This window comes from Streptomyces sp. NPDC101132 (genome assembly GCF_044759225.1).
Classification (GTDB): Bacteria; Actinomycetota; Actinomycetes; order Streptomycetales; family Streptomycetaceae; genus Streptomyces.
This window is the reverse complement of sequence record NZ_JBIVYX010000015.1, coordinates 38224-64173: the sequence shown is the minus strand read 5'-3', so window position 1 is coordinate 64173 and position 25950 is coordinate 38224. Positions and strand designations below refer to the sequence as shown.

At 74.3% G+C, this 25950-nt stretch carries 25 protein-coding genes; 1 reads left to right on the top strand and 24 read right to left on the bottom strand.

Going from position 1 to position 25950, the window contains the following annotated elements; all coding sequences use genetic code 11:
• Positions 1-26: 26 nt before the first annotated feature.
• The 17 genes from ACIQUR_RS28985 to ACIQUR_RS28905 form a co-directional block, all read right to left on the bottom strand.
• The gene (locus ACIQUR_RS28985) at positions 27-725 is read right to left on the bottom strand and encodes a nitroreductase family protein (RefSeq protein WP_403670342.1); all 699 of its coding nucleotides are present in this window, start codon (positions 723-725) and stop codon (positions 27-29) included.
• Positions 722-2341, bottom strand: coding sequence for a tpaE (locus tag ACIQUR_RS28980; RefSeq protein WP_403670338.1), 1620 nt, complete (start codon positions 2339-2341; stop codon positions 722-724). The genes ACIQUR_RS28985 and ACIQUR_RS28980 overlap by 4 nt, the downstream gene beginning before the upstream one ends.
• A gap of 67 nt (positions 2342-2408) precedes the next feature.
• A complete protein-coding gene (locus ACIQUR_RS28975) occupies positions 2409-3059 on the bottom strand; it encodes a TOMM precursor leader peptide-binding protein (protein ID WP_403670335.1) in 651 nt (216 codons plus the stop codon).
• Between the two features lie 19 nt (positions 3060-3078).
• Positions 3079-4488, bottom strand: coding sequence for a YcaO-like family protein (locus tag ACIQUR_RS28970; protein WP_403670332.1), 1410 nt, complete (start codon positions 4486-4488; stop codon positions 3079-3081).
• Positions 4485-5540 carry an ABC transporter permease gene (locus tag ACIQUR_RS28965; RefSeq protein WP_403670329.1) on the bottom strand — a complete coding sequence of 352 codons (1056 nt, stop codon included), beginning with the start codon at positions 5538-5540 and terminating at the stop codon, positions 4485-4487. The genes ACIQUR_RS28970 and ACIQUR_RS28965 overlap by 4 nt, the downstream gene beginning before the upstream one ends.
• Positions 5537-6523, bottom strand: a complete 987-nt coding sequence (locus ACIQUR_RS28960) for an ABC transporter ATP-binding protein (protein ID WP_403670326.1) — start codon at positions 6521-6523, stop codon at positions 5537-5539. Before ACIQUR_RS28960 ends, ACIQUR_RS28965 begins: the two co-directional genes overlap by 4 nt.
• A 50-nt stretch (positions 6524-6573) precedes the next feature.
• Positions 6574-6837 (bottom strand): hypothetical protein, encoded by a 264-nt coding sequence (locus ACIQUR_RS28955; RefSeq protein WP_399954705.1) that lies wholly within the window; start codon positions 6835-6837, stop codon positions 6574-6576.
• A gap of 343 nt (positions 6838-7180) precedes the next feature.
• Positions 7181-8692, bottom strand: coding sequence for an FAD-dependent monooxygenase (locus ACIQUR_RS28950; protein WP_403670323.1), 1512 nt, complete (start codon positions 8690-8692; stop codon positions 7181-7183).
• Positions 8693-8826: 134 nt separating this feature from the next.
• Positions 8827-10356 carry an FAD-dependent oxidoreductase gene (locus ACIQUR_RS28945; RefSeq protein WP_403670321.1) on the bottom strand — a complete coding sequence of 510 codons (1530 nt, stop codon included), beginning with the start codon at positions 10354-10356 and terminating at the stop codon, positions 8827-8829.
• Between the two features lie 2 nt (positions 10357-10358).
• A complete protein-coding gene (locus ACIQUR_RS28940) occupies positions 10359-11303 on the bottom strand; it encodes an aromatase/cyclase (protein WP_403670317.1) in 945 nt (314 codons plus the stop codon).
• A gap of 47 nt (positions 11304-11350) precedes the next feature.
• Positions 11351-12139 (bottom strand): 3-oxoacyl-ACP reductase FabG, encoded by a 789-nt coding sequence (gene fabG, locus ACIQUR_RS28935; protein ID WP_399954693.1) that lies wholly within the window; start codon positions 12137-12139, stop codon positions 11351-11353.
• A 12-nt stretch (positions 12140-12151) separates the two neighbouring features.
• A complete protein-coding gene (locus ACIQUR_RS28930) occupies positions 12152-12421 on the bottom strand; it encodes an acyl carrier protein (protein ID WP_399954689.1) in 270 nt (89 codons plus the stop codon).
• Positions 12422-12546: 125 nt separating this feature from the next.
• A complete protein-coding gene (locus tag ACIQUR_RS28925) occupies positions 12547-13761 on the bottom strand; it encodes a ketosynthase chain-length factor (RefSeq protein WP_403670313.1) in 1215 nt (404 codons plus the stop codon).
• Positions 13758-15029, bottom strand: coding sequence for a beta-ketoacyl-[acyl-carrier-protein] synthase family protein (locus ACIQUR_RS28920; RefSeq protein WP_403670310.1), 1272 nt, complete (start codon positions 15027-15029; stop codon positions 13758-13760). Before ACIQUR_RS28920 ends, ACIQUR_RS28925 begins: the two co-directional genes overlap by 4 nt.
• On the bottom strand, positions 15026-15355 hold the full coding sequence (locus tag ACIQUR_RS28915) for a TcmI family type II polyketide cyclase (RefSeq protein WP_399954680.1): 330 nt from the start codon (positions 15353-15355) through the stop codon (positions 15026-15028). Before ACIQUR_RS28915 ends, ACIQUR_RS28920 begins: the two co-directional genes overlap by 4 nt.
• 269 nt (positions 15356-15624) lie before the next feature.
• Complete coding sequence (locus ACIQUR_RS28910) at positions 15625-16323, bottom strand: antibiotic biosynthesis monooxygenase family protein (RefSeq protein ID WP_403670307.1); 699 nt, start codon at positions 16321-16323, stop codon at positions 15625-15627.
• Between the two features lie 48 nt (positions 16324-16371).
• Complete coding sequence (locus ACIQUR_RS28905) at positions 16372-17844, bottom strand: FAD-dependent monooxygenase (RefSeq protein ID WP_403670304.1); 1473 nt, start codon at positions 17842-17844, stop codon at positions 16372-16374.
• Between the two features lie 166 nt (positions 17845-18010).
• Between ACIQUR_RS28905 and ACIQUR_RS28900 the strand changes: the two genes are divergently transcribed.
• On the top strand, positions 18011-18511 hold the full coding sequence (locus ACIQUR_RS28900; RefSeq protein WP_403670301.1) for a nuclear transport factor 2 family protein: 501 nt from the start codon (positions 18011-18013) through the stop codon (positions 18509-18511).
• 41 nt (positions 18512-18552) lie between these two features.
• Here the strand turns inward: ACIQUR_RS28900 and ACIQUR_RS28895 are convergent, their stop codons facing one another.
• The 7 genes from ACIQUR_RS28895 to ACIQUR_RS28865 form a co-directional block, all read right to left on the bottom strand.
• Positions 18553-18981, bottom strand: coding sequence for a pyridoxamine 5'-phosphate oxidase family protein (locus ACIQUR_RS28895; protein WP_403670298.1), 429 nt, complete (start codon positions 18979-18981; stop codon positions 18553-18555).
• Positions 18982-19014: 33 nt separating this feature from the next.
• The gene (locus tag ACIQUR_RS28890) at positions 19015-19536 is read right to left on the bottom strand and encodes a hypothetical protein (protein ID WP_403670295.1); all 522 of its coding nucleotides are present in this window, start codon (positions 19534-19536) and stop codon (positions 19015-19017) included.
• A gap of 3 nt (positions 19537-19539) precedes the next feature.
• Complete coding sequence (locus ACIQUR_RS28885; protein WP_403670293.1) at positions 19540-19686, bottom strand: hypothetical protein; 147 nt, start codon at positions 19684-19686, stop codon at positions 19540-19542.
• 33 nt (positions 19687-19719) lie between these two features.
• A complete protein-coding gene (locus ACIQUR_RS28880; RefSeq protein ID WP_403670291.1) occupies positions 19720-21324 on the bottom strand; it encodes a condensation domain-containing protein in 1605 nt (534 codons plus the stop codon).
• 181 nt (positions 21325-21505) lie between these two features.
• Positions 21506-22315 (bottom strand): 4'-phosphopantetheinyl transferase family protein, encoded by an 810-nt coding sequence (locus tag ACIQUR_RS28875; RefSeq protein WP_403670287.1) that lies wholly within the window; start codon positions 22313-22315, stop codon positions 21506-21508.
• Between the two features lie 182 nt (positions 22316-22497).
• The gene (locus tag ACIQUR_RS28870; protein ID WP_403670284.1) at positions 22498-24282 is read right to left on the bottom strand and encodes an acyl-CoA dehydrogenase family protein; all 1785 of its coding nucleotides are present in this window, start codon (positions 24280-24282) and stop codon (positions 22498-22500) included.
• A 26-nt stretch (positions 24283-24308) separates the two neighbouring features.
• Positions 24309-25229 (bottom strand): aromatase/cyclase, encoded by a 921-nt coding sequence (locus tag ACIQUR_RS28865; RefSeq protein ID WP_403670281.1) that lies wholly within the window; start codon positions 25227-25229, stop codon positions 24309-24311.
• Positions 25230-25950: the final 721 nt, after the last annotated feature.

The window sequence follows — 25950 nt, the reverse complement described above, 5'->3', positions numbered from 1 at the left end:
TCCCGCCCCGGGCCGGGGCGGAAGTCTCAGGGGGCCGGCGGCAGGCCCAGGGCCAGCGCGAAGACCTGCTGGCGGGTCGTTCCGTCGCTGAGCAGCGGGCCGCGCACGGCGGCCGGGATGAAGCCGGCGAAGACGCTGCCGACCAGGCCGTGGGAGACGCCGTCCAGCCACATCGCGTACGCGGTGGAGCCGGCGCGAGTCATCTGCAGCCGGTAGCCGTGCCCGCCGTGGCGCCGGACCGCGGCGTCCAGTCCCACTCCGACGGAGATGATCGCGGCGGCGTCGGAGAACTCCGGCTGCAGCGTCAGCCCGTAGCGGGCCGCTCCGGTGGGCAGCTCCATCACCGGGGTGAAGGAGCGGGCGGCGGCGTCGAAGCGGTGGATGGCGGGGGTGACCCCGGTCAGCCGGTTGGCGACGACGGTGAGTTCCAGGGGGTGGCCGGCGGCGTCCTCGTCCGGGTCCGCCGCCAGGGCGCGGGCCATGATGTCGGCCAGCAGGCCGGCCGGCAGCGGGTCCGGGGCGAAGCCGCGGAGCGAGCGCCGGTGTTCCAGGGTGGTCAGCAGGTCGTGGGGCGCGGCCGGCGGGGTGTACGGGCCGACGGTGACGGCCGGTCCGATGGCCTCCGGCGTCGGCGCGGGGCGCTCGGCGAGTGCCGTTCCGGTGGCGCCGTGCTGCTCGCGGAAGGACGCCAGGACGTCCATGGCCAGTTCGTGCGGTGTGCTCACGGGGCTCCTCCCAGGTCGACGACGGCGGTGACCGGTTCCAGGTCGGGGTCGACCCCGAGGGCCGATGCCAGGGCGAGGTCGTCCCAGCGGGTGCGGGTCGTGCAGGGCAGGTCCAGCGCTCCGGCCGCGGTGCGCAGCGTGGTGGTGGCGCAGCCGGCGTCGAGCAGGACGATCCGCAGGGCGAACGCGGCGTACTTCTTGGCGACCTTGGTGAAGTCGCCGGTGAGGACGACCGTGGCCGGTGCCCTGCCGGGTACCGCGGCGGGGTCGGCCGCGAGCCGGGCCAGCCGGTGCTCGGACGGCACGTAGCCGTACACGCCGGGCTCCAGGCCGGGGACGTCGCGGACCACGAGGTGGGCGACGACCGAGCCGATGTTGCCGCCGCTGGCGGTCCAGCGCTGCACGCGGCCGGGCAGCAGTCCCCTGCGCCCCGCGGTGACGGCGAGGAGGAGGGATGCGGTGCGGTCGTCGAGCGGGGCGGGCCGCGCGGACCTCAGTGACTCGAGCGGGGGTTCGGGAAGGGACACCGGCGCCGCGACGGGCCAGGTCTTCTCGTCGTTCTGCAGGGCGATGTTCGAGGGCTTGTAGTGGGCCTGGTGGGCCTTGCCGTCGGCGTACTCGCGCGGGGGGAAGGCGATCGCGGCCTCGTAGCGCGCGGCCAGCGGCGGCGCGACCGGGTCGCCGGGGGCCACCGAGCAGTGCGGGCAGCCGGGCCGGGTGGCGGCCGAGCGGCGCTGCTGGGAGAGGTCGGCCAGGTCGACGGTGCGCCACTGGGACGGCAGCGGGCCGGGCGTGCTCCGTGAGAGCAGCGCGAACAGGTCCCGGGCGAAGAGCGCGGCGGCCAGTTCGGCGTCGCCGGGCAGCGGGGCCCGGTCGTCCGCCGGGTCCTCGGCGGTGCGGCAGGCCAGACAGGGGGTGAAGGCCAGGTCCACGTACGGCCCGAGGTGGGCGGTACGGCCGGTGAGGGCGAGGCGGACCAGCGGGACGCCCGCCAGGGCGCAGGAGGCGGCGAGTGCCGCCGAGTCGTCCGGGTCCAGGCCGGCGGCGACCGCGAGGGTGGTTCCGGGCGCCGGGTCCGTCCCGGTGCCGGCTCCGGTGTCCACGAGCGAGTCGGTGAGGTGGCGGCGGGCGGCGTCGGCCAGGGGGCCGGCGCCGAAGACCTCGACGCGGGCCCGCGCCAGCCGGTCCAGCGCCTCCTCCCAGGCGTGGTTGGCCCCGGTGGAGTCTCCGATGCGGGAGAGGAAGTCGGCCAGGGTGCCGGGCACGTCGGCGGCGCGGGCCGCCCGCTCCGGGGAGGCGGCCTCCTCGACCAGGCCGCAGGTCCACAGCAGGGACAGGGCCTTGAAGACGGTGCCGGCCGGTATCCCCAGGGCGTCGGCCACGTCCTCGTGGCCGCGGCTGCCGTCGAGCAGGGGGAGCATGCGGGGCAGCAGGTCCCGGGCGGCGGCGCCGCGCAGCAGCTGCTTCTTCGGGGTCCCCTCGACGACGAGTGCCTCGGGCGTGTGGTGCAGGGAGAGCCCGCGCCGGAGCCTGGGGCGTGCCGGGACGTGGAACTGCGGGTCGTTCAGGGCGGCCGAGGCCATGGCTTCGGCGGTGATCACAGAGTGGTCCGGCATCGAGGCCTCCTTTCCGGTTCAGGACGTGACTGCGGGTCGTACGGGGCGTGCCCTGCGCGGCCGGGGGTCACCGGCCCGGGAGGGCCGCGAGCTCCGCCGCGAGTGCCTCGAACCGCTGCAGGCGGCTCTCGGGGGTGCGGGCCGGCCGGCACCGGGGGCACCGGTCGACGGCGACGACCGCCGACGCGGAGGTGACGCCCTCCACCAGGCCGAAGCTGCGGACGGTGGCGCCGATGCCCTCGGCCGCGCCGGGCCCGCCGGGCTCGGCCAGGGCCTCGTGCACCGCCTGCTCCGCCAGGCCCACCGCGATGGCGACGTGGTGCGGCGCGTACCCGGAGACCGGGGGCGCCGTGGCCGCCCCGGCCGGGTGGCCGTCGGCCGCCGGGGCGGTGTGCTGTGCGCGGCGGCGGGTGTAGCACCGGTGGCATGCGGTGCGGCCGGGCACGACCACCGGTCCGCACCGCAGGTCGAGCGGGCCCGCCTGGACGGCGAACCAGGGCCTGTTCCAGGCGTGGGCGCTGGCGTCCACCATGTCGGCCAGCACCTCCCGGCCCTCGCCGGTGGCCAGCACGATCAGGTCGCTGTCGGGCCACAGGCTGGGGTGGGAGCCCTGGCTCACGTCGAGGACGGTCGACCCGGGGTGGCGGGCGGCCAGTCCTTCGGCGACGGCCGCGCCGAACGCTCCCGCGGTCAGGATCAGCAGGCGCGGATCGGTCATCTTCGGACTCCTTGTCGCGTCAGGCGAACGGCTGGGGGTGAGGGTTGATGTCGGCCTCGCCCCGCACCGGGTGGCCCATGGCGGCGGGGGCCGCGTAGAGCCGCGGGTGCGCCAGGTAGCGGGCGCGGTGGACGAAGGACAGCGGCATGAGTTCGGGGATGAGCATCCGTACGACGGTCGCTCCGACCTGCTCCGCCTCGTCGGTGGTGAGGTCGACGGCGACGACCTCGCAGCCGGCGGCGTGCAGCCGGTCCAGCAGCCACGCCAGGGCGGGCAGCGGATCCTCGGACGGGGCCCGGGGAAGGTCGCGCAGCCCGTGCACCGGCCGCTCGCCCTCCAGCAGGAAGTCGAAGCGGTGCCGCTGGGACAGCGGCCCGGACAGCAGGGCGCCGTCGACGACGCTGACGATGTCCTCCTCCGCCGCGGGGGCGGTGGCGGCGGCGTCCTTCTCGGCGGCCCGCGCCATGTGGCGCAGCGCGATCCGCAGGGAGGAGGCCTCCCGGTAGAGCTTGGCGATGCCCTTGCCGGGGTCCAGCTCCGCGGTGGCCGCGACGAGCTGGGCGATGACCCGGTCGTCGTCGGCGAGCTGCACCCCGTAGATCACCGGGATGCCGAGGTCGGTGGTGGCGTCGTAGAGGTGGGTCCGCAGCCGTTCGCTGCTGCCCCGCTCGACGAAGGCCCGGTACTCCGGGGCCAGTTCGGCCGGGTCGAACTCCAGCCTGGGGAGCCGCAGCCGCTGGAGCCAGGTGAGCGCGATGGCGTCGCGTTCGACGATCTCCAGGATGCCGTTGACGACGGCGGCGGCCGGGTCGGAGTGCGCGGCGCAGCCGGTCGAGACCGGGTGGACGTAGCGCTCCGCCATGGACTCCACGGGGTTCTTCAGCCAGACCTGCATGGCCGGCACGTACACCGGGCGGTTGCGGGTGAAGGACCAGCCGCGCACCCAGCGCATGGGCCCGTCGGGGTCCGTGGGGACCAGCCCGCTGCGCGGGTCGGCGAGTTCGGCGGGCGAGCACCGGGGCCAGCGGTCGCTGGTGATGGCGTCCTCGCCGAGTTCGGCCGCGGTCGCCCAGACGATCTGCTCGGGGTCCCGGGCGCAGGAGGAGTAACGTTCCAGCGATTCGGCGACCGCGAGGTGCGCGGCACGCTCGGGGTCGAGGTCGCCGCCGGCTCCGTCGAAGTTGCCGGAGCTGGGGTTGTGCTCCCAGCCGCTCTGTTCGCTGAGGACTTCGCCGGGGTTGCCGAGCGAGGCCGTGAAGATGGGGAAGTCCGGTTCGCCCTCGGCGACGGGGAGCCGGGTCACCCGGTTCACCAGGCCGTAGGCGGAGGCGAGCTGTCCGATCCGCAGGAGCGAGTCGGGTACGGGCGGGTGGTCCCGGTCCGTGCGGGCGCCGGTGGTGGTGCCGGCCGTCGTGTACGTCGTCATCATGCACGCTCCGTGTCCCAGCGGAACGTCCGTGCCGCGAGGGCCGTCAGCCCCGCGGCCGTCGCCGCCATCACTGTCCAGTCGAGCCACAGGGCGTGGCGGGTGATCCCGCCGACCACGTCGTGGCGCAGGGCGTCTCCGAACATCGCGAGCGGGGTCCAGGAGAGCGGTCCCGCCACCGGGTCGGGGAGGAGTTCGAGGGGGAAGAGCAGTCCGGTGCTCATCAGGAGGACCGGGGTGAGCAGCCCGGAGATCGCGTTGGTCACCTCGGGGGAGGAGAGCAGCCCGCCGAGCAGGTAGCCCAGCGCGAGCAGCATCACCAGTCCGATGGCCGTGGTCAGCAGCAGCCGCAGCATCGAGGCCGGCTCCAGGAGTCCGCCGGCGACGGCGCCCGTTCCCATCAGGGCCAGTACGGCCAGTGCCAGCAGCCCTCGGCCCGGGAGCAGCGAGAGGAGCACGGCCGGCCGCCGGGCCGGTGTGGTGGACAGCAGCCGCAGGGTGCCGCTGGCCCGCATGGCCACGAGTGCGGAGGCGGTGCCGGTCAGGGCGAGCGAGAGCAGCGCGAAGGCGAGCACGCCGGGGATGACGAAGGCCATGGGGTCGAAGAGGGCGGAGCCGTCGCTGCCGACGGCCGTGACCTCCCAGCCCTTCCAGCCGGCGGCGTCCAGCACGCCGCGCACCGCGGCGACCACCGAGGGCTGCTCCGGGTCCACGGCCATCCGCAGGGTGCGGGAGGCCGCGTCCGGGACGATCACCGCCGCCTTGTCCGGCTGGGGACCCGCCTCGCCGACGGCGACGGCGGTGCTGCCGTCGCCCAGTGCCTCCTGCAGGGCCGCCGCCTGGCCGGCGGGGCCGACGACGGCGAGGTCGAAGGGGCCCCGTACCCAGGTGAGCTGCATGAGGACGACGAAGAACACCGCCATCAGCAGCGGGAAGACCACGCTGAAGAAGAGTGCCGCCGGATCGCGCAGCAGCTGCCGGGTCATGGCCCGGGAGAGCGCCTTCCACTGGCGCGTCGTCGAGACGGGTGGTGCGCTGAGGCCGACGGGGGTCATCGCTTCTCCTCCTGTTCCGGTCCCGGTTCCGGCGAGGTTCCGGTGAGGCGGAGGAACACGTCCTCCAAGGTCGCGGGGCGCGGCCGGACATCGGCCGCGGCATCGATCCCCGTGATCCACTCGGCGGTGGCGTACGGCTCGTCCGCCGTCACCTCGAACCGCATCCGGCCCGAGCGGCCGGTCGACTCGACGGGGGTCACGGCCGCGCCGAAGCGCTCGCGGACCCGCTCGGCGAGGCCGGGCTGCCCGGTCCGTACGGACACGACGCCGCCCGGGGCGTGACGGGAGATCAGCTCCGCGGGGGAGCCGGCCGCCACCATCCGCCCTTCGTGCATCACGGCCAGCCGGTCGCACATCTCCTCGGCCTCGGCCATGGCGTGCGTGGTGAGCAGGAAGGTGGTGCCGCCCGCCTGGGCCCTGCGGATCAGGTCCCAGACGGCGTGCCGGGCGTGCGGGTCGAGCCCGGTGGTGGGCTCGTCCAGGACGACCACGGGTGTGTCGCCGACCAGCGCCGTCGCCAGCAGCAGCCTCTGCTGCTGGCCGCCGGAGAGCCGGGCGGAGCGCGCGCCGGCCTTCTCGGCCAGGCCGATCTCGTCGAGCAGCGCGTCCACGTCCCGCGGCGCCGGGTAGAGCGCGGCCCAGGTCTCCAGCGTCTCCCGCACCTTCAGCCGCGGGAAAAGACTGGCCTGCTGGGGCTGGAGGGCGAGGGAGGCACGCAGCACGCCGGGCCGGGCCAGCGCGTCCTCACCAAGGATGCGGACCTGCCCCGCGTCGGGGCGGCGCAGGCCGGCGATGGCCGAGATGGTGCTGGTCTTGCCGGCTCCGTTGCGGCCGAGGAGACCGAAGATCTCGCCCGGGGCGACGGAGAACGAAAGGCCTCCCACCGCCTCGACGTCGGCGTATCTCACCCTCAGGTCGGCCACTTCGAGTACGTGGTCCGGACTTCCCCGGAACTCCGCGGCCCGGGGGAGCTGGCTGGTCATGGCCATCTCTTTTCTCGCCCTTTCGAATCGGCAGTCGGAGAAAGGTGGGACTACTGCCAGCCGTTGACCAGACAGGGCGGGAGCAGGACCGGGTTCGGCAGGCTCGCCTGGATCCGGCAGATCAGCTCGGTGACCTCGCCCGGTACGGGCGGCTGCTGCTGACCCGCGCCGCCGCGGCCCGCGTCCTGCGCGGAGACCTGGACGGTGGTCCGGGCGTCGCCCTGCTCGTCGGCTGCCGCGCTGCCCGCCGTGGCGGTGAGACCGGCGATCGCAAGAGCCAGACAGGCTGCTGCCGAAGCGAATCGGTTCCCCACTGTGTCCCCCTGAGTCGTCATCTTTTTTCACTCGCGTTTCCGCTGAGGAAGACGATGCCAGCGGGACGGGGGGTGCTGGCCGAAAGTCGGTGTCAGCATGCTGCACCGGGCCTGCAACAAGCTGACGCACTCGGAAATCCCCAGGCCAGAGGCACGGCGAAGGGCCCCAGGACCGGGGGGTCCTGGGGCACCTGGGGGAAGTCGGCGGAGCGCCGACGCGGGAGGGTTCAGGCCGTTCGCGGGTGGGGCCGGCGCCGGACACACGGGAGCCTCCGTCCCGCCGGTCGGCCCGGCGGGACGGAGGCTCCGATGCCCCTCAGGAGGTTCGGGAGGTTCGGGAGGTTCAGGAGGAAGCGGCTCCCAGCCACTGCTCCAGCGCCGCCGCGAGGCCCTGCGCGGGGTCGCCCGCCCAGGCCACGTACCCGTCGGGGCGGACCAGCAGCGCGGCCACGCCGGCCAGCACGTCCGGGCCGTCGACCGGCTTGGCGGACACGGTGTGCACGTCGAGGCGGCCCTGCCAGCCGGCCGCCGTGGCGCGCGCCCCGGCATCGTCGGCGAGGTCGAGCAGCACGGCCCGGCCCGGGCGCAGCAGCGCCGCGATGCGCTGCTCGCCGTCCGCGCCGACCAGCAGGCGCGGCGGCATCCGGCGGCCGACCAGCGGGTGGGCGTCCTCGCCCTGTCCGAAGTCGTAGCGGATGTCGAGGTGGCTGACCGCGCCGGCCAGGTGCCGTTTGACGTCGTCGTACCGGACCAGCTCGGCGAACAGCTCGCGCAGCGGGTCCGACTCCTCGCCGCCGAGGAAGACGATCCCCTGGGCGCGCGTGTTGGCCAGCAGGCGGCGGCCGACAGGCCAGCGCTCGGCGTGGTACGTGTCCAGCAGCGCCTCGGGGGCGTCGCCGCGGACCACCGCGGCCAGCTTCCAGCCGAGGTTGGCCGCGTCCTGCACGCCGGTGCTCAGGCCCTGGCCGCCGGCCGGCAGGTGGATGTGCGCCGCGTCGCCGGCCACGAACACCCGGCCGCGCCGGTACTCGGAGGCCTGGCGGGTGGCGTTGGTGAAGGAGGAGACCCAGTCGGCGCCGCCGTGCGAGATGTCCTCGCCGGTGATGGACTTCCAGGCCTCGGCCACCTCCTCGAAGGTGACGGTCCGCTCGCGGTCGTGGGCGGGGGTGCCGTCGGGGCAGACGATGATCCGGTCCACGCCCTCGGCGAGCGGGGCGGCCATCACCATGCCGTTGTTCAGGCGCTCGCCGAGGAACCGCGGCCGCAGGGAGCAGCCGGTGACGTCGGCGAGGTACATGCCCTGGGTGGCGTCGGTGCCGGGGAACTCGAAGCCGGCCGCCTTGCGGACGCGGCTGGAGCCGCCGTCGGCGCCCACCAGGTAGGCGGCCCGCAGCCGCTGCTCGTCGCCCTCGGGCGTACGGACGGTGATCTCGGCGTGGTCCCCGTCGAGGTGTCCGTCGGCGAGGGAGACGAACTCCCAGCCGCGCCGGATGTCGGCGCCGAGCTCGACGGCCCAGTCCTCCAGGACGGCCTCGGTCTGGCCCTGCGGGATGCCGCGGGCGCCGAAGTGGGCGTCCTCGAGGACGGTGAAGTCGAACTGGGCCCCGCCGAAGTGGCCCACGGGGCTGGTGGCGAGCGTCTCGCCCTGGCCGAACCGGGGCAGCAGCCCGCGCTCGTCGAACACCTCCATGGCACGGGCGGTGAAGCCCAGGCCACGGGACTGTCCGGTCGGTGCGGCCAGCTTCTCGATGACGACGACGCGGGCTCCGCCCAGGCGCAGTTCGCCGGCGAGCATCAGTCCGGTCGGGCCGGCGCCGACGACGATGACGTCGGTGTCCACCGCTGTCCCTTCCATGGGTTGTCCTTCCTGGCAGTGGGGATCACTGGGGACTGGCTTGTGTGTGGGTGTGGGGGGCGGCCGTACCGGTGGAGACGTGTTCGAGAGGGTGCGGACACGTCCCCGGCCCGGAGCGTGCTCGTGGGTCCGTTCTAGGGGGCCGGTGGGCGGGCAGGGCCGAACCACCGGTCGAGCGCCTCGGCCAGCCCGGCCTCGTCCCGGCCCACCCACGCCACGTGGCCGTCGGGCCGTACGAGCAGGGCTCCCGGTTCGCCGGGCAGCGAGCCGGGCTCCGGGTCGCCGGCCACCGCGGTGACCCGGTCGGCCCAGCCCGCGGGGACCCGTACGCCGGTCCCGGCCAGGTCGAGGAGCAGGCCGCCGGGGGCGCGCAGCAGCGTGGCGGTGCTGCCGAGTTCACGCCCGCCGGACCGCACGACGGTGTGCGGCAGCCGGGCGCCGAGCAGCGGGTGCGCGGGACCGGGCACCGGGTAGCGCACGTCGAGCGCGCTGATCATCCCGGCCAGGTGGGCCCGTGCCTCCTCCAGTCCGGCCAGTTCGCCCACCAGCTCGCGCAGCGGCTCCACCTCGGGGCCGCCGAGCAGCAGCAGGGCCTGGGCCCGGATGTTGGCCAGGACCCGGCGGCCGACCTCGTGCCGCTCCTCGTGGTAGGTGTCGAGGAGGCTCTCGGGAGCCAGTCCGCGCACGGTGAGCGCGAGCTTCCAGCCGAGGTTGAAGGCGTCCTGGAGGCCGAGGTTGAGGGCCTGGCCGCCGACCGGCATCTGCAGGTGGGCGGCGTCCCCCGCGAAGAGGACGCGCCCGTGCCGGTAGGAGGCGAGCTGCCGGGAGGCGTCGCCGAAGGAGTTCACCCACAGCGGGGTGCCGCCGCTGATGTCCTCTCCGGTGACCCGCTTCCAGACGGTGGCGACCTCCTCGAACGAGGGTTCCGCGGTCCGGGGGCGGGCCGTCGAGCCGAACTCGTGCACCATGACGCGGGTGACGCCCTTGTCGTTGCGCCAGGCGATGGCCAACCCCCGCTCCAGGCGCTGGAAGCGCCGGTTGGGGACGTCGATGCCCTCGACGTCGGCCCGCAGCAGTTCCCGGCCGGCGTCGTGGCCGGGGAAGTCCGCCCCGGTCAGCCGCCGTACGGTGCTGGCCTCGCCGTCGCAGGCCACCAGGTAGCGGGCGCGCAGCCGCAGGACGCCGTCCCGTCCGAGGGCCTCGGCCTCGACGTACTCGCCGACCTCACCGGCGGCGACCAGTTCGTGACCGCAGCGGATGTCGACGCCGCGCGAGATCGCCCACTCCTCCAGGACCCCCTCGGTCTTGGTCTGCGGCACCTTCCACTGGCCCGGGTGGCTGCTGGGCAGGGTGAGGTCGAGCGGGAGGCCTCCGAAGTGGCCGCGCGGCTCGTGGGGCGGCGTGCCGACGTCGGGCAGCAGCTCCCGCGCGTCGAGGATCTCCATGGTGCGGGCGTGCAGCGTGGAGGCCCGGGACTCGGTGGAGGGGGCCTTGCGCTGCTCGACCACGACCACGTCCACGCCGCCGCGGGCGAGTTCGGCGGCGAGCATCAGTCCGACGGGGCCGGCACCGACGACGAGCACCTCGGCGTCGAGCCGGTCCGGGTGGTGGCCGGCGCCGCCCGGAGCCGGCTCCGTACCGCCCGCCGCTGGGTCGGGCGCCATGCTCAGGAGGCCTTCGACTCGGCGTACGCCTTCGCGTGGGCGAGGGTGGCGCAGCTGTTGGTGGACAGCGCCGTGTGCACGTACGCGCGGGCGTCGGCGACGGTGGCCTCGGCGCCGAGGATGCGCGCGATGTTCTCGGTGTTGAGGGTGACGGTGTGCTGCGAGGAGGCGGCGGTGCCCTCGTCGGTCTCGACGAAGGTCCACTCGCCGGTGTGCAGGGTCATCAGCGCCGGCAGGGTGACCTGCTTGTAGACGATCTTGTCGTGGGGGAAGACCACCCGGTACGACTTGGTGGTGTGCACCGAGCCGTCCTTGGCGCGGGTGTCCATCTCCAGCTCCTGCAGGCCCGGGGCGTCCTCGGTGAGGCGCACCACGGCCACGTGCGGGAGCCGCTCGGCCCACAGCTGGGCCTCGTTGATGAAGTCGAACACGTCCTTGGCGGAGCCCGCGATCTGGACGGTGTCGGTGAAGGAGAAGGTCAGCTCCTCGGTCTCCGCGGCATGCGCCGCCTCGACGTTGACCTTGAGCGCGGCCAGCTCGGAGGTGCTGTTCTTGTCCACCGCCCGCTCGATCCAGAGCAGGTCGTGCGGGTCGTCGTCGACCGCGCTGTAGTCGTGCAGCAGCCGGACGCGGGACTCCGCCTCGCCGAGCGGCTCGATGATCCAGGTGCCGCCCATGTGCTTGACGGGCTCCGCCGGGACCTCCTGGCGGAAGGTGATGCGCAGGCCCTCCGGGTCCAGGGTGCGGCGCGAGGTCCAGTTCTTCGGCTGGCCGTTGGCGGTCGCCCAGATCCGGATCTTCTCCTCGGCGCCCTCGGCCTCGACCCGGTCCACGTGGATGGTGGGCGGGAAGATGCGCGGCCAGTTGGTCACGTCCGCGAGCAGCTGGTACACGGCGGCTGCCGGGGCACCGATGGTGATCTCGTGCTCGACCTCACGCGTGGTCATGGCGGGTTCTCCTCGGGTGGTGTTCGGTGGGTGCGTGGGGCGGGCTGCTAGAAGTTGCCCAGGCCGCCGCAGACGTTGAGCGCCTGGGAGGTGATGGAGGCGGCGGTGTCGGAGGCGAGGTAGCCGACGAGGCCGGCGACCTCCTCCGGGGTGGAGTAGCGGCCGAGGGGGATCTTGGCCTGGAACTTCTGGAGGATGGCGTCCTCGGAGGTGTCGTAGGCGGCCGCGTAGCCCTGGCGGACGCGCTGGGCCATCGGGGTCTCGACGTAGCCGGGGCAGACCGCGTTCACGGTGATCCCGGTGGGCGCCAGCTCGTTGCCCAGCGCCTTGGTGAAGCCGACCACGCCGTGCTTCGAGGCCGAGTACGGGGCGCCGAGGACGACACCCTGCTTGCCCGCCGTCGAGGCGATGTTGATGATCCGGCCGCGGTCCTTGGCGCGCATCCCGCCGACCGTCAGGGCGGCGCGGGTGACGCGGAAGACGCTGTTGAGGTTCGTGTCGATCACGTCGTCCCACAGGTCGTCCGCGATGTCGGCGGTGGGGCCGCCGCCGGACCGGCCGGCGTTGTTGACCACGACGTCGACGGAGCCGAAGCGGTCGACCGCGCCCTGGACCCAGCCGTTGACGGACTCGGTGTCGCGGACGTCGACGACCGCGCCGTCCACGTCCAGGCCCTCGGCCTGGAGCTCCTTGACGGTCTCGGCGATGTTCTCGGCGTTGCGGGCGCCGATGTACACCTGGTGGCCCTGCTGGGCCAGCAGCCGCGCCGAGGCGAGGCCGATGCCGCTGGTGCCGCCGGTGACGAGGGCGACCCGGGTGGTGGTGTGCTGCGTCATGTCCGGATCTCCTCAGGCAGCCGTGGCCGGCACGAGCTGGGCGTTGACGACCTCGATGAAGGCCCGCGGGGTGTTCGCGTCGTTCACGGCCTCCTCGTCGAGGGATATGCCGTACTCGCGCTCGATGAGGCTGCCGGCCTCCAGGAGCGCGAGGGACTCGTAGCCGAGCACGTCGAACTCGGTGTCGAGGATGTCGCCGTCCAGGTCGACGCCCTCGGCCACGCCCGCGGCCTCCTGCAGGATGCGCTTGAGGTCGTCGAGGGTGAACGCCTTGGTGGCCATGGTGGAAGTCCTTTTCATCCGTGAGCTGGTGTGGGTTCGGTGGGCGCGTACAGCGCCGCGCCGCCCGGCCGTGGGGGGCGACGGGGCCGGGACGACGGGACCGGGGCGGCCGGCCGGCCGCGTGGCTAGTCGGCGGCCCGCACGACCATGGCGGAGTTGAAGCCGCCGCTGCCGCGGGCCAGGACCAGGGCGGTGCGCACCTCGGCCTTGCGCGGCTGGCCGAGGACCAGGTCCAGCGGGTAGTCCGGGCACGGCTGGACGTGCACGGTCGGGGGGATCACCCCGTCGCGGATCGAGAAGAACGCGGCGGCCAGGTCCAGCGGCGAGGCGCCCGAGTACAGGCGGCCTGTCATGGTCTTGGGCACCGTCACCGGGACCGCGCGCGGCCCGAAGACGGCGCTGATCGCCTCGGCCTCGATCCGGTCCAGGGCGGGGTCTCCGGCGCCGTCGGCGAAGACCACGTCCACGTCGCTGGAGGGCACCCCGGCGTCGGCCAGCGCGATCTGGATCGCCTTGCGCAGGCCCGGCTCGCGGCCGCTGCCCGGCCGGGGGTCGATCGTCGCGCCGTAGCCGGCGATCTCGCCGTAGATGTCCGCGCCGCGGGCGCGGGCGGCGTCGGCGTCCTCCGCGATGAGGATCGCGCCGCCCTCGCCGGGCACGTAACCGCAGGCCTCGCGGTCGAAGGGCAGGTAGGCGCGGGTGGGCTCGTCGCTGGTGCTGAGCTTGCCGGTGGACAGCTGCGCCACCCAGCCCCAGGTGCAGACCGAGGCGTCGATGCCGCCGGTGACGATCAGCGAGGTGCCCTTGCGGATCTGGCGACGGGCCTGGGCGACCGCGTCGAGGCCGCCGGCGCCCTCGCTGACGACGACGCCGGAGGGGCCCTTCATCCCGTTGCGGATGGAGATCTGGCCGCTGTTGACCGCGTAGAACCAGGCGAAGGACTGGTACGCCGACACGTACTGGCTGCCGCGGGCCCACAGGCTCTGCAGCTCGCCCTGGCCGAACTCGAAGCCGCCGGCCGCGGACGCCGTGATGACGCCCATGTCGAACTCGGGCTGCTCCTTGGGGTCGACGCCCGCGTCGGCCAGTGCCCAGTCCGTGGCGACCAGCGCGAGGCGGGTGACCCGGTCCGTCTGCGGCAGCAGGCGGCTGGGCAGGTGGTCCTCGGCGGTGAAGCCGGGCACCTCGCCCGCCAGCTTGGCCGGGTAGCCGGCCGGGTCGAAGCGGGTGATCCGGCCGATGCCGTTCTTCCCGCCGAGGGTCGCGTTCCAGTAGTCCTCGGCACCGAGCCCGTTGGGGGAGGCGATGCCCAGGCCGGTGACCACCACCGACGTGGTCATACGAGGCTCCTTTCGGGGCTGGCCAGCACCATGGCGCTCTGGAAGCCGCCGAATCCGCTGCCGACCGTGAGGACCGCGTCGACGAGCTGGTCGCGCGCGGTCACGGGGACGTAGTCGAGGTCGCACTCGGGATCGGGCGTGGTGAGGTTGGCCGTCGGGGGCACGACGTCGTACTCCATGGCCAGGGCCGAGGCGGCGATCTCGATGGAGCCGATGGCGCCGAGCGAGTGCCCGACCATCGACTTGATGGAGCTGACCGGGGTGCGGTACGCGTGGTCGCCGAGGCTGCGCTTGAACGCGGCGGTCTCGTGGCGGTCGTTCTGCTTGGTGCCCGAGCCGTGCGCGTTGATGTAGTCGATGGCCTCGGGGTTGAGCCGGGCCTCGGCGAGCGCGAGGTTGATCGCCTCGGACATCTCGACGCCGTCCGGCCGCAGGCCCGTCATGTGGTACGCGTTCGAGCGGGTGGCGTAGCCGGCGATCTCGGCGTAGATGTGGGCGCCGCGCTTCTTGGCGCTCTCCAGCTCTTCCAGGACGAAGAAGGCGGTGCCCTCGCCCAGGACGAAGCCGTTGCGGGTGCCGTCGAAGGGCCGCGAGGCGCGCTCGGGCTCGTCGAACCGCGGGGTGGTCGCCTTGATCGCGTCGAAACAGGCCATGGTGATGGGCGAGATCGGCGCGTCGGACGAGCCGGCGATCACGACGTCCGCGGTGCCCTCGCGGACCAGCTCGATGGCGTAGCCCACCGAGTCGATGCCGGAGGTGCAGCCGGTGGAGACCACGGTGGAGGGGCCCTCGGCGCCGACGGCCCAGGCGACCTCCGCCGCGAAGGAGCTCGGCACCATGTAGTCGTACAGGTGCGGCACCGCGTACGTGTGGTCGACCAGGTCGAGCCGGCCGCCGTCGGAGACGACCCGGTACTCCTGGTCGAGGCCCATCGTGGCGCCGACGGCGCTGCCGACGGTGACGCCGATGCGGTGCGGGTCGTACGCGCCGAGGTCGATGCCGCTGTCGGCGACCGCACCGCGCGAGGCGACGACCGCGAACTGCGCGGCCCGGTCCAGGCGGCGCACCTCCTGCGGGGTCAGGCCGTGCGCGTGCGGGTCGAAGTCGACCTCCGCGGCAACCCGGGAGCGGAACTGGGCCGGATCGAAGAAGGTGATCCCGCGCGTGGCCGTGCGGCCCTCGCTCAGCAGGCTCCAGAAGTTCTCCTTGCCGACACCGCCGGGCGCGATCACCTCGATTCCGGTGATGACTACGCGTCGCCGGGTCACGCCTTCGCCTCCCAGTTGTAGAAGCGCTGCGCCATCGCGTCCGCCGGCGAGCGCCAGGTCTTGGGGTCGTAGGCCTCGATGAACGGCTTGAGGTCCTCGCTGATCTGTATGAAGCGCGAGTCGGACTTCGCCTGCTCGATCAGCTCGCCCCCGTTGTCCTCGTCGAAGTCCTGGAGGTGGAAGTACAGGCCCCGGTAGGAGAACAGCTGGCGGCGGCGCGTCCCCATCCGGTGAGGCATGTCCGTCTCATCGAAGTCGGAGAACAGCTTGGCCACATCGGTGGCGGATGCCGCTGCCATCCGGGCGACAATCAGCGTGCTGTGCATAGGGTGTAGCTCCTCAGCGGTTGCGTGGGAGGGAATCGCGGTCAGGCCGAGGCCCGGACGTTCCGTGGCCGAAATTGCATTCGCCAGCCATCTCGACGGTCCCGTATGCCGGTAGGGCCGCACCCGCAGGATTCTCGAATTCCACCGGAGCGGGACGGCGCGGGCACGTGCGCGGGACGCCCGGCTCCCGAAGCGGGGAGCCGGGCGTCCGGAGGCGTGTGCGGGGCAGCGGCGTGGTGCGGGCGGCGCGCCGTGACCGGCGCGCCGGATCACTCGCCGGCGGCGCGGGTGTGGACGACCTTGTAGGTGTTGGTGCTCGGGGCACCGTCGATCACGGCGCGGAGCCGGGCCACGGCGGCCTTGCGGGCCTCGGAGTGCTGCTCCGGGTCCTGGTCGCGGAAGGCCTCGAAGGCCTCCTTGCTGGCCCACTGCGAGTACGTGACCACGAAGGCGCCGTCGAGGCCGCGGGCGCGCAGGCCCTTGAGCACGATGTTCGAGCGGAAGCCCGGGAAGTCCTTGATGAACTCCTGGCCGGCGCCCAGGGCGTCGATGGCCTCGTCCTGGGCGTCGGGCTTGACCGAGAAGACGGTGATGGAGGTGTAGTCGTCGCGGTGCGGGCCGACCTCGACCTTGCCGCCGAGCTCGTCGGAGGTGACCACGTGGGCGACCTCGTTCTGGAGCAGCCGGATCGAGGTGGTGATCTCGGAGAAGACCGGCATGGTGCGGTGCTTGAACTCCTCGCCCTCGTAGCGCTTCTCCAGGTCCTCGCCACTGCGCCACTGGATGAAGTTCGCGGTGCCCGGCGCGTCGACGCCGGCGTGGACGGTCGAGGACATCCAGCCCTCGTACGTCGCCGCGTTGACGATCTTCGTCATCTCCTCGATCAGCTTGTCCTGGTTCTCGGTCTTGTCGGTCGTGAAGAGGTTGAGGACGGTGAGGTGCTTGTCCTCGACGGAGATGAAAGGCATTCTTCTTCGCTTCCTTTGGAAAGTGGGACGAGGCCGGACGGGGCGCGCTTACCGGGCCGGGCCGAACCAGTGGGAGAGGGCGTCGGTGAGGCCGTCGGAGCCGGCACCGAGGGGCGAGACCCAGGCCACGTAGCCGTCGGGGCGGACGAGGATGGCGTCCACCGGCGCGGCGCAGTCGGGGTAGTCCACGCGGAGCACGTCGACGCGGTCGGCCCAGCCGGCGGCCGCCTCGCGCAGGCCGAGGCCGTCACCGAGCTCCAGCACCAGGGCCCGCCCCGCCGCCAGCAGCGCGAAGGCGGAGGTCTTCTCCCCGTCGGCGGCCAGCTCGCGGTCGGGCAGGCGACGCCCGAGCAGGGGGTGCTCGCCCGGGACCGTCGCGTGGCGGATGTCGAGGCCGGTGACCATGCCGACCAGGTGCCGGCGGACCGACTCGTGGTTCTCGACCAGCTCGCGGAAGACCTCGCGCAGCGGGGTGATGTCGTCCCCGCCCAGGTAGAGGATGCGCTGGGCGAGCGTGTTGGTCAGGATGCGGGCGCCGACCGGGTGCCGCTCGGCGTGGTACGTGTCGAGCAGGCCCTCGGGGGCCTGGCCCTTGACGTCCAGGGCCAGCTTCCAGCCGAGGTTGACGGCGTCCTGGATGCCCGCGCTCATGCCCTGCGCGCCGATGGGCAGGTGGATGTGCGCGGCGTCGCCGGCCAGGAACACCCGGCCGCGCCGGTACTCGGCCGCCTGCCGGGAGTTGTCGGTGGTGGAGCTGACCCACAGCGGGGTGGCGCCGGAGATGTCCTCGCCGGTCAGGCGCTGCCAGGCCTCGACGACCTCGTCGAAGGTGATCGGGCCCTCGGCGGTGCGCAGCGGCTGGGCGCTGTCGAAGTAGATGACGCGGGCGCGGTCCGGCCCCATGGGGATGACCATCACCATGCCGCCGGGGACGCGCTCGCCGCTGAAGCGGGGGCGCAGCTGGATGCCGGCGACGTCGGCGAAGCGCAGCTCGATGGCCGGCTCGGTGCCGGGGAAGTCGATGCCGGCGAGCTTGCGGACGATGCTGCGGGCGCCGTCGGCGCCCACGACGTGCCGGGCGCGCAGGGTCACGGTGCCGTCCGCGGCCGTCCCGGTCACGGTGACGCCGTCGGCGTCCTGCTCCAGGCCGGTGACCTCGACACCGCGGCGGACCTCGGCGCCCAGCTCCCGGGCCCAGCCGCCGAGGATGCCCTCGGTGCGGGCCTGCGGGATGCCGCGGGCGCCGTAGGACCCGCCCTCCAGCACCTGGTAGTCGAGCGGCACACCGCCGAAGTGGCCGACGGGAATGACGCCGACCTCGCCGAATCGGGATATCAGGCCGCGCTGAGCGAATTCTTCGATCGTACGCGCCGAGAAGCCGAGGGCGCGGGATTCCTGAATGGGCTCCGCAAGCTTGTCAAGGACGATGACGGAGACTCCATTGAGCCTCAGTTCGCCCGCGAGCATGAGTCCGGTGGGACCGGCTCCCACGACAATGACGTCCGTATCAAAGGTGCTCATCTGCCCTCTTCCCACTGGTGAGCGCCCAGTATTGCGAGGGCCCGATCGGGGCGTAAATAGCGATCCCTACAGGCCTTTGAAAAGCAATGACAGAAAAACGTCCGCTACGTCAGATCTTTGTCAGGCGGGGTTGCCCGCACGGGTGCGCGCGGGCGCATTCTCGGGCATGACCTCCACTCACACCCTCGCCGGTTCCGGCAGCGGAACCGCCGCGGAGACCGCGGCGGAGTCCCGGGCCCTCGTGGCGTCCCTGCTCGACCGCTACCTGCTCTCGCTCGACGAGGAGGGACTCGACGACGCCTGGGCCGCGGAGCTGTTCGCCCCGGACGCCGTCGTCGTCTTCCCGCCGATGAGCCGCCATCAGGGCACCGAGGGCATGGCGGAGTTCCACCGCACCGCCCTGTCGGCCTTCGCCGCCACCCAGCACCTGGGCTCGCCCGCCCTGGTCGTCCTCGACGGCGACCGGGCGACGCTGAAGGCCAACATGCTGTCCACGCACGTGCACCACCCGCACCACGCCCGCCCGCAGGGCGACCTGCCACCGCTGTTCGCCACCGGCACGTTCGTCAACGGCGAGGCCCGGCGGACCCCGGAGGGCTGGCGGCTGACGCAGCTGTCCTTCCGGCTGCTGTGGGCGGACGGCTGCCCGCCCCCGAAGGACGCCTGAGGAGCGGCCTGCCGAGCGCGCGGAAGGGGACGGGCGGCGGGTCAGACGTTGAGGCTGAGCACCCGGTCCACGTCGATCTCGATGACCACCCGGCCGGGCGGGTTGGGCGGCGGCGAGTAGTAGCGCTCGGCGTACCGCCTGGCCCCCTCGGCCACCCGCGCGGGGTCCGTCACGACGGTGCCGGTGCCCTCCAGCGTGACCCAGGTGAACCCGTGCACCTGGCACAGGGCGACCCTGCTGCCCGGGGCGGCGAGCAGGTTCCGGGCCTTGCGCGAGGACGCCACCGTCATGACGCGGACGAGGCCGGCGGCCGCGTCCCAGGTGAACCGGACGGGCGCCATGTGGAGCGTCCCGTCGGGCCGTACGGTGGTGAGCGCGGCCACGTGCTGGGCGGCGGCGAGGAACGCCCCGACCGAGGCGGACACCTCGGGCCTGCGGCCCTGCTTCGACAGCGACATCGTGCGGGTCATCCTTTCTCGGAACTCATCGGGGCCGCCCGGTCCTCACGGAGCGGACCAGGAGAACGGCGACCAGGCGGCGGACGGCGGCCGGCCGGGCGCGTCGTACCGGCCCGACGCCTCGTACCGGACGAACGCCTCGTACCGGACGGCCTCCCGTGCCGCGGCGACGGGGTCCGACCGGCCGGCGGCCACGGCGGCCGGCACCGGGGCCGGCGGGATCCGGCCCCGGACGACGCACCAGGCGGCCCGGCGCAGCCGGGCGGCGGCCACCCGCAGCGCCAGGACGGCCTGCTCCGCCGACGGGAGCGCCGGGTACGCCCCGCCGGCCGGGTACCCGCCCGCCGGGTGCGCCCCGCCGGCCGGACGGCCGGCCCGGGGCAGGCGGTCCGCACCGCCCGGGTACGCCGCGCGGGCCTGGAAGGCCGGGTAGGCCCGGCCCGCCTGGAAGGCCGCGTACGCCGGACGGGTCACCCGCCCGCGTCCGGCGCCCTGCCGGGACTGCTCCTGCGGAAGGAAGGCCAGGTGGCCGACGAACACCTCCGCCGGCTGACACGGCTGGGACATCGGCTAGTCGATGCCGCGGACGATGGTGAAGAAGGACGCGGCGTCGTCGTCGACGTCCTCGCCGGCCAGCCGCAGCGGCGGAGCCGTGCCCACCGGGAGAATCCCGAACTGGGCCAGCTCGATCTCGTCGCGATACTCCTGGGTGTCCATGGGCGGCTCCTTCACGGTTGTCGCCCCACGGTGTCAAGACCGGCTCGTGACCGGCTCGACAGCCGCTCGCCCCCCGATCGAGTGCAGCCTGGCGCGGACGGCCGGCTCCGGGCGGCGCCGCACGGCGATCCGCGGCAGCGCCTGGCCGGCGAGCACGGCGAGCACCTCGGCGACGGTGGTCCGCTCGTCCGTGCGCGGCAGCGCGGTCAGCAGCCGTACGCAGTGCCCGACCAGCCGGCGCGCGTCGGCGGCCGAGATCCGGGCCCGGTCGTGCAGCGCGCTCAGGGTCAGCCCGCCGTCGGGCTCGCAGTGCGCGAACAGGGCCACCGGGAACTCGGTGTGCACCCCGCTCGCCCGCGGCGGGTCCACCCGTACGCCCCCGGCGGTGTGCGCCTCCGTCAGCCGGCGCGGCGCGCGCTCGACCGCGACGAGGCTCTCCAGCAGACGCCCGTCGCAGGTGGCGCGGCCGGTCCACTCGTGGATCTGGCCGGCCGAGACCCACTCGTACGCGGCCATGTCGAGGGCGCGGTCCCGCAGCCCGGTCAGCAGCCGCAGGAACCGCTCCCCCGGGTCGACCCGCACCGACATCGGCAGGCAGTTGCGCAGCGGTCCCGGCAGCCGCTCGACGCCGTCCAGGGTGATCCCGCGCCCCGAGACGGTGACGCCGAAGCCGACCTGCGCGGGACCGGACGCGCCCGTGGCCCGGTGGAGCAGCAGCGCCCACACCGCCTGGAGCGCGCTGGAGTCGGGCAGCGCCTGGGCCGCTGCCCAGCGGTGCAGCCGGTCGGCCTCGGCCGGGGTCAGCCGCGCCTCGGCGCGCCCGCAGCCGCTCTCCAGGGTGTCGGGTCCCGGCGCGGCGGGCAGTACGGCGGGGGTGCCGGCCGGCACGGTCCGGGTCCAGAACTCCCGGGCGACGCCCGGGTCCTGGCGGCTGAGCCACCGCGACCAGTCCCGTACGTCGGGGCGCCGCTCGCCGCCCGGCAGCGCGCCGCCGGCCAGGTACGCCCGGTAGAACTCGTCGATGAGGACGAACACGCTCCAGGCGTCGAGCAGCCCGTGGTGGAAGGTGAGCAGCACGCGGGTGACGGCCTCGTCCGCGCCCGGCTCCCGGTCCGCAGCGGGCGGCAGGCCCGGGCCGTCGGCGGCCCCGGTGCCGGCCGGTCCGCCCGCGCCGCCGGCCGGTTCGTCCAGCAGCGTGATGCGCAGCGGGCCGGGGCGGCGCAGGTCGAAGCCGCGCAGCCGGTCGCGTTCGACGAGCTCGTCCCAACCGATGCTGCCGGCCGGGTGGCGCACCACCTCGGCGGCGGCCCGCTCGTGCAGGACGACGTGCGGCTCGGGGTCCCAGGCAAAGGCGGCCCGCAGCACCGTCTCGCGGTCGACCACCGACTGCCAGGAGGCCGTGAACCGGTCCGCGTCCAGCGGGCCGCGCCAGCGCCAGGAGACCTGCTCGACGTGCCGGCCGGTGCCGCGGTGCCCGAACGAGTCCAGCAGCAGGTCGTACTGCTGCCAGGTCACCGGGAGGGCGGGAGGCTCCGCGACGGCACCGGCGCGCGGATCCGGGGAGTCGGCGGCCCCGGCTCCGGCCGCACCCCGGCCGTCGCGTCCCTGCTCCGCGCCCGGGCGGCTGGGCATCGCCATGTCCGCCTCCTCAGGCGCTCGTCCCGTACGGGCGGCCGGATGCCGGCCGGCCCCGGGGAGCACCCGGCCGCGCAGGACGCGGGACTCCCGGGCCCACCGTGGCGCACACCGCTGCCGGGCCGCTGACCGGCCGCTGACGCGGCTAGGACGACGCCGCAGAACCGCTGGGGACCTGCCCGAGTCAGTTCCCGTTCAGGCTCATCGCCGACAGGAAGCCCTGGTCGAGCATGGTGCCCACGGACGTGTCGTCCGCCGTGCCCAGTCCCGCGTCGTGGCAGGCGGTGCTCACCAGGTAGCGGCCCATCACCTCGTGCGTGGCGAACCCCCACTCGCCCCGGGTGGCGGCACTGCCGTCCGGGGCGTGCAGCTTCAGGTCCCGCCCGAAGCCGAACTCCTTGAAGCCGAGCCGCAGTCCCTGCCCGAGCGCCTTGGTGTACGCCTCCTTCAGCGTCCACAGCCGCAGCGCGTGCGGCACCCGCTGCTCCTCCGGCAGTTCCGCGATCTCCGCCGCCTCGGTGGCGGTCAGGATCTGCGCCTCCAGCAGGTCCAGCCGGACCGTGCGCCCGGCCGGCTCCACGTCCACGCCGATCCGGCCGGTGCGGCTGAGTCCCACGGCCATCAGGTCCCCGGTGTGCGACAGGCTCAGCTCGATCTGGTCGAAGCCGCGCAGGTACGGGCGGCCGCCGAGCCGGTAGGCCAGGTCCAGGTGCTCCGGCTCGATCCCGAGGGCCGCCCCGGCCGTGCACTTGATGAGCAGCCGGGCGGCGGCGAAGCGGTAGCGGACGGCGGGGTCGGGGGTGCGGCGGTAGCGGTCCCAGTCCGAGCCCAGCAGTTCGCGCAGCCGGGGAGCCGTCAGGACGCTCGGCAGCCATTCGGTCCACGTCGTGTACACCACCGCGTTGCCGAGCTCCGCCAGGGTCTCCCGCACTCCGTGCCACGGCCCGTCCGGCCGTGGCACGTGCACCGGTACGGCACACGTCACCTGGTTCATCCGTCGCCTCCCATCTCGTGACGGCCGCCGCGTCCCGCGGCGCGGCCGTCGTCGGGCCGAGGCGCTCGTCCGACGCCCCGGCGGCCCCGCGTGGCGGGGCACGTCCGTGCGCGGCGGCAGTGCGGAGCGCGCGGGGCCCGGGCCCCGGCCGGTGCGGGCCGGGCCCCGGGCCCCGCGTTCCGTCAGCCCGCGAGCCGCGTCCCGTACAGGTCGAGGCTGCGCTGCTGCCGGCAGCGGTCCAACGCCTCGCCCAGCACCTCCTCGACGACCCCGTCGGGCAGGTCCGCGACCGGGATGCCCAGCCGGCGGCCGATGCGGCTGAGGGCGAGCACCGCCCAGGCCGGCTCCCCGAGGAACGGGTCGCCCGCTCCCGCCTGCCCCTCCCACACGCCCAGCACCGCTGCTGCGGACAGCACGAGCGCGTAGCGGTCGGCCAGGGCGCAGGCCTGCGGTTCGAAGTCGCCGCTGATCGCGGCGCACCGGGCGCGCAGCACCCGCAGCTCCGCCACGAAGGCCCGCGCGAGTTCGGCCAGTGCCGCCAGCGGCCCCTGTCCGGTACGGCCCTCCAGGCGGCCCGCGACCCCGACGAGCGTGGCGGTGAGCAGGTCGTCCGTACCGGAGTGGGCCAGCCGCCGGTGGTCGAACGGGGGCAGCGGCGCGCCCGGCCGGAACAGTTCGGCGGGCGGTTCCTGGGTGCGGAACCAGGCGCTGCGGGCCAGGGCCGGCAGCTGCGGCACGATCACCGCCTGGCAGACGGCGGTGCCCGCGTGCCCGAGTCCGGCCACCGGCAGGTCGCGTACGAGCTTCTGGAAGCCGCCGTACAGCGGGCCGCGGTCGTAGCCGCGGCCGCCGAGCACGGTGGCCAGCTCCTCCAGGTCCTCGCGCAGCAGGTCCGGCATGGTGTACTTCACGGCCGCGCCCAGCAGGTACGACTGCTCGGGCACCAGGCTCATCGCCCGCATCCCGGTGACCGCCATGGCGTCGCAGGCCAGCAGGTCGGCGAAGACCCCGGCGAGCACCTTCTGCCAGCGGCGGGAGGGGCGCCCGTCGGGCCGGTTCTCGGTGGCCGCGCGCACCGCGGAGCGCAGCACGCTGTCGACGCCGGCGAGGACGGTGCCGGGGATCAGGCAGTGGCTGGTCTGGAAACTGCGCAGGGCCAGTGACACCCCGTCTCCGACGGCGCCGACCAGTGCGTCGTCCGGCAGTGCCACGCCGTCGAGTTCGAGGCCGGAGAAGTGCGCCCCGCGCATGCCGGGCATCTCCACCCGGCCGAGCCGGCGCACCTCGCCCGCGGCCGGCGCGCCGGGGCCGAGCACCAGCACGGAGTGGCTGCGCGGCCCGTCCTCGTGCGAGGTGCGCGCGTACATGACGAAGGCGTCGGCGCGGTGGGCGTTGATGACCACGTCCTTGCGTCCGTCGACCAGCCACCCGCCGCCCGGGCGCCGGCCGGCGCCCATCTCGTTGCGCAGGATCGCGTTGGCGTGCGCCACCTCGCGGTGCACGATCGTCACGCGGCCACCGCCCAGGAGCACGTCGGCCAGGGAGCGCCGCTGCGCCTCGTCACCGGCGGTCCACACCGAGGAGGCCGCGAACAGGGACGTGATGCCGAAGCCGTAGCCGACGGACAGGTCGCGGCGGAACAGCGGCCGCAGGACGCGGGCCAGTTCCTCCAGGCCGGCGAGCCGGCCGCCCAGGTCCAGGGGTACGAACTCGGCGGCCATCCCGGCCTCGGCGAGGAGCGCCTCGGTGGCCTCGGGCATCTCGCGGGCCTCGTCGGCGCGGAGCAGGGCGAGGTGCCCGTGCGGGTTCGCCGGGTCGAACGGGTCGCCGAGCGCGGCCTCCAGCCGGGCCGCCCGCAGCGGCTCGGTGGCCCGCAGGGGCTCGGCGGCCTGCGGCAGCTCCGCGGCCTGCCGTGGTTCCGCGGCCGCCGGAAGGATGTCCTGTGCGGGGGCGTGGGTGTCCCGCACAGGGGCTTGGTCGGTGCCGGCCGCGCTCACAGGACGCGGACCGCACCGAGGGCGTACTGCGTGGCGTACCGCAGCACGGAGAGGCCGGCCTGGCCGAGCGCGTCGCGCAGGTGGTGGCCGGCGGCGACGGCATCGGTGCCCTCGCCGAGCACCCGCTCGATGCTGTCCTCGTCGAGCAGCACGTGGTGGCGGGCCGTCAGGTTCACGCCCGTCGCGTCGGGCTCGATGGACCACTCGCCGGAGTGCGCGGTGAGCAGCGGCGAGGTGCGGGTCTGCTTGTAGACGATGCGCTGGGCGCCGGGGAAGCAGATGCGCACGGACTCGGTGTTGTGCGTGCCGCCGTCGATGGACATGCTGCCCATGGACATCAGCTGCACGCCCGGCTCGTCCTCGACCAGGTCGAGGCGGGTGACGTGGGGCAGCTCGGCGGGCCAGTCGTCGGCCTGGTACAGGAAGTCGAAGATCAGCTCGGCGGGCGCGTTGACGTGGATGGTGTCCTCGAAGGACCACACGAGGTCGTCCAGCCGGGTCCAGCGCCGGGCGATCTCGGCCAGCCGGTCGAGCTGGGAGCTGCTGTTGGCGGCCGTGACGTCCTCGATCCAGGCGACGTCGGCGGGAGCGTCTCCTTCGACGGTGAAGAAGTGCTCCAGCGTCACCCGCGAGCGGTCGCCGGCGAGCGGCTCCACGGTCCAGACCCCGTTCATGGACCGGGCGGGGGCCGCGGGCACGTCCATGGTGAACTCCACGCGCAGCCGCTGTACGTCCAGACGACGGCTGGAGACCCAGGACTTGACGGTGTCGCCCGCCGTGGCCCACATGCGCAGCCGCTCCCGCGTCCCGTCGAAGTCGAGCTGTTCGACGTGGACACAGGGCGGGAAGAACAGCGGCCACCGTGTGGCGTCTGCGATCAGCCCGTACAGCACACCGGCCGGGGCCTCCGCAGTCACTTCGTGGACCGTGCGGTGCACTCGCGCATCCGACATCTTCCACACCCTCCTCGTTCGGTACTCCAGCCGGCTCGGACCGCCGCGTGCGGGCGGGGTCCCGTGGCCGTGCCGGTCGGGCTCCGGCCTTCGGCCGGCACGGATCCACCTGTCTTGGTGTCCCTCACACCGTGACGCCCTCTGCCGCGCGTCGAGGCCCACGGCAGGCAGTGCCGGGATCCGCCTCGGCTTGGCGGGCATGTCAACGACCCTGTCCGGAACCGCTCGTGGCCGGACCGTGGCCGGCTCGAATCCGCCTGGAGCCCGGCTGGGGCGGCCAGGTCGGAAGGGTCCCGCCCGGCCCGGGGCTTGAGCGGTCCTCCAGCAGGACCTCCGAGACTCGTCCGGCGGGCAGCTCGGGCGGCGTCACCCTGACGGGCCGCCGCCGGAGCCCCGGAGCCGGTCCTGGTCTGGCCGGGCCCGCCGCCCCGGCCGCCCACCCGGGCCTCCCCCGTCCCGGTGGGCGGCACCGGGCGTCACGGGGCCGCGCCCGCGGCCGCCACGCGGCGGGACGCCCGTCCGCACCTCGGTCACCGGTTCCGGCCCGGCGGACGCCGGCCGGCCCCGCCTCCGGTCCCGCTCCAGCCCGCCTGGGCCGGGTCTCCAGCACCCGGGCGGACCGTGGCCGCACGCGGCTCGTCGCGGCACCGTGGCCGCACGCGGCTCGTCGCGGCACCACGGCCGG

Bases quoted from the DNA above. Each gene is read 5' to 3' on its own strand.
- ACIQUR_RS28880 (WP_403670291.1), bottom strand. From the start codon at position 21,324: ATGGCGATGCCCAGCCGCCCGGGCGCGGAGCAGGGACGCGACGGCCGG.
- ACIQUR_RS28980 (WP_403670338.1), bottom strand. From the start codon at position 2,341: ATGCCGGACCACTCTGTGATCACCGCCGAAGCCATGGCCTCGGCCGCC.
- ACIQUR_RS28975 (WP_403670335.1), bottom strand. From the start codon at position 3,059: ATGACCGATCCGCGCCTGCTGATCCTGACCGCGGGAGCGTTCGGCGCG.
- ACIQUR_RS28900 (WP_403670301.1), top strand. From the start codon at position 18,011: ATGACCTCCACTCACACCCTCGCCGGTTCCGGCAGCGGAACCGCCGCG.
- ACIQUR_RS28965 (WP_403670329.1), bottom strand. From the start codon at position 5,540: ATGACCCCCGTCGGCCTCAGCGCACCACCCGTCTCGACGACGCGCCAG.
- fabG (WP_399954693.1), bottom strand. From the start codon at position 12,139: ATGACGCAGCACACCACCACCCGGGTCGCCCTCGTCACCGGCGGCACC.
- ACIQUR_RS28875 (WP_403670287.1), bottom strand. From the start codon at position 22,315: ATGAACCAGGTGACGTGTGCCGTACCGGTGCACGTGCCACGGCCGGAC.
- ACIQUR_RS28895 (WP_403670298.1), bottom strand. From the start codon at position 18,981: ATGACCCGCACGATGTCGCTGTCGAAGCAGGGCCGCAGGCCCGAGGTG.
- ACIQUR_RS28970 (WP_403670332.1), bottom strand. From the start codon at position 4,488: ATGATGACGACGTACACGACGGCCGGCACCACCACCGGCGCCCGCACG.
- ACIQUR_RS28885 (WP_403670293.1), bottom strand. From the start codon at position 19,686: ATGGACACCCAGGAGTATCGCGACGAGATCGAGCTGGCCCAGTTCGGG.
- ACIQUR_RS28960 (WP_403670326.1), bottom strand. From the start codon at position 6,523: ATGACCAGCCAGCTCCCCCGGGCCGCGGAGTTCCGGGGAAGTCCGGAC.
- ACIQUR_RS28890 (WP_403670295.1), bottom strand. From the start codon at position 19,536: ATGTCCCAGCCGTGTCAGCCGGCGGAGGTGTTCGTCGGCCACCTGGCC.
- ACIQUR_RS28915 (WP_399954680.1), bottom strand. From the start codon at position 15,355: ATGCACAGCACGCTGATTGTCGCCCGGATGGCAGCGGCATCCGCCACC.
- ACIQUR_RS28910 (WP_403670307.1), bottom strand. From the start codon at position 16,323: ATGCCTTTCATCTCCGTCGAGGACAAGCACCTCACCGTCCTCAACCTC.
- ACIQUR_RS28940 (WP_403670317.1), bottom strand. From the start codon at position 11,303: ATGACCACGCGTGAGGTCGAGCACGAGATCACCATCGGTGCCCCGGCA.
- ACIQUR_RS28930 (WP_399954689.1), bottom strand. From the start codon at position 12,421: ATGGCCACCAAGGCGTTCACCCTCGACGACCTCAAGCGCATCCTGCAG.
- ACIQUR_RS28925 (WP_403670313.1), bottom strand. From the start codon at position 13,761: ATGACCACGTCGGTGGTGGTCACCGGCCTGGGCATCGCCTCCCCCAAC.
- ACIQUR_RS28905 (WP_403670304.1), bottom strand. From the start codon at position 17,844: ATGAGCACCTTTGATACGGACGTCATTGTCGTGGGAGCCGGTCCCACC.
- ACIQUR_RS28950 (WP_403670323.1), bottom strand. From the start codon at position 8,692: ATGGAAGGGACAGCGGTGGACACCGACGTCATCGTCGTCGGCGCCGGC.
- ACIQUR_RS28945 (WP_403670321.1), bottom strand. From the start codon at position 10,356: ATGGCGCCCGACCCAGCGGCGGGCGGTACGGAGCCGGCTCCGGGCGGC.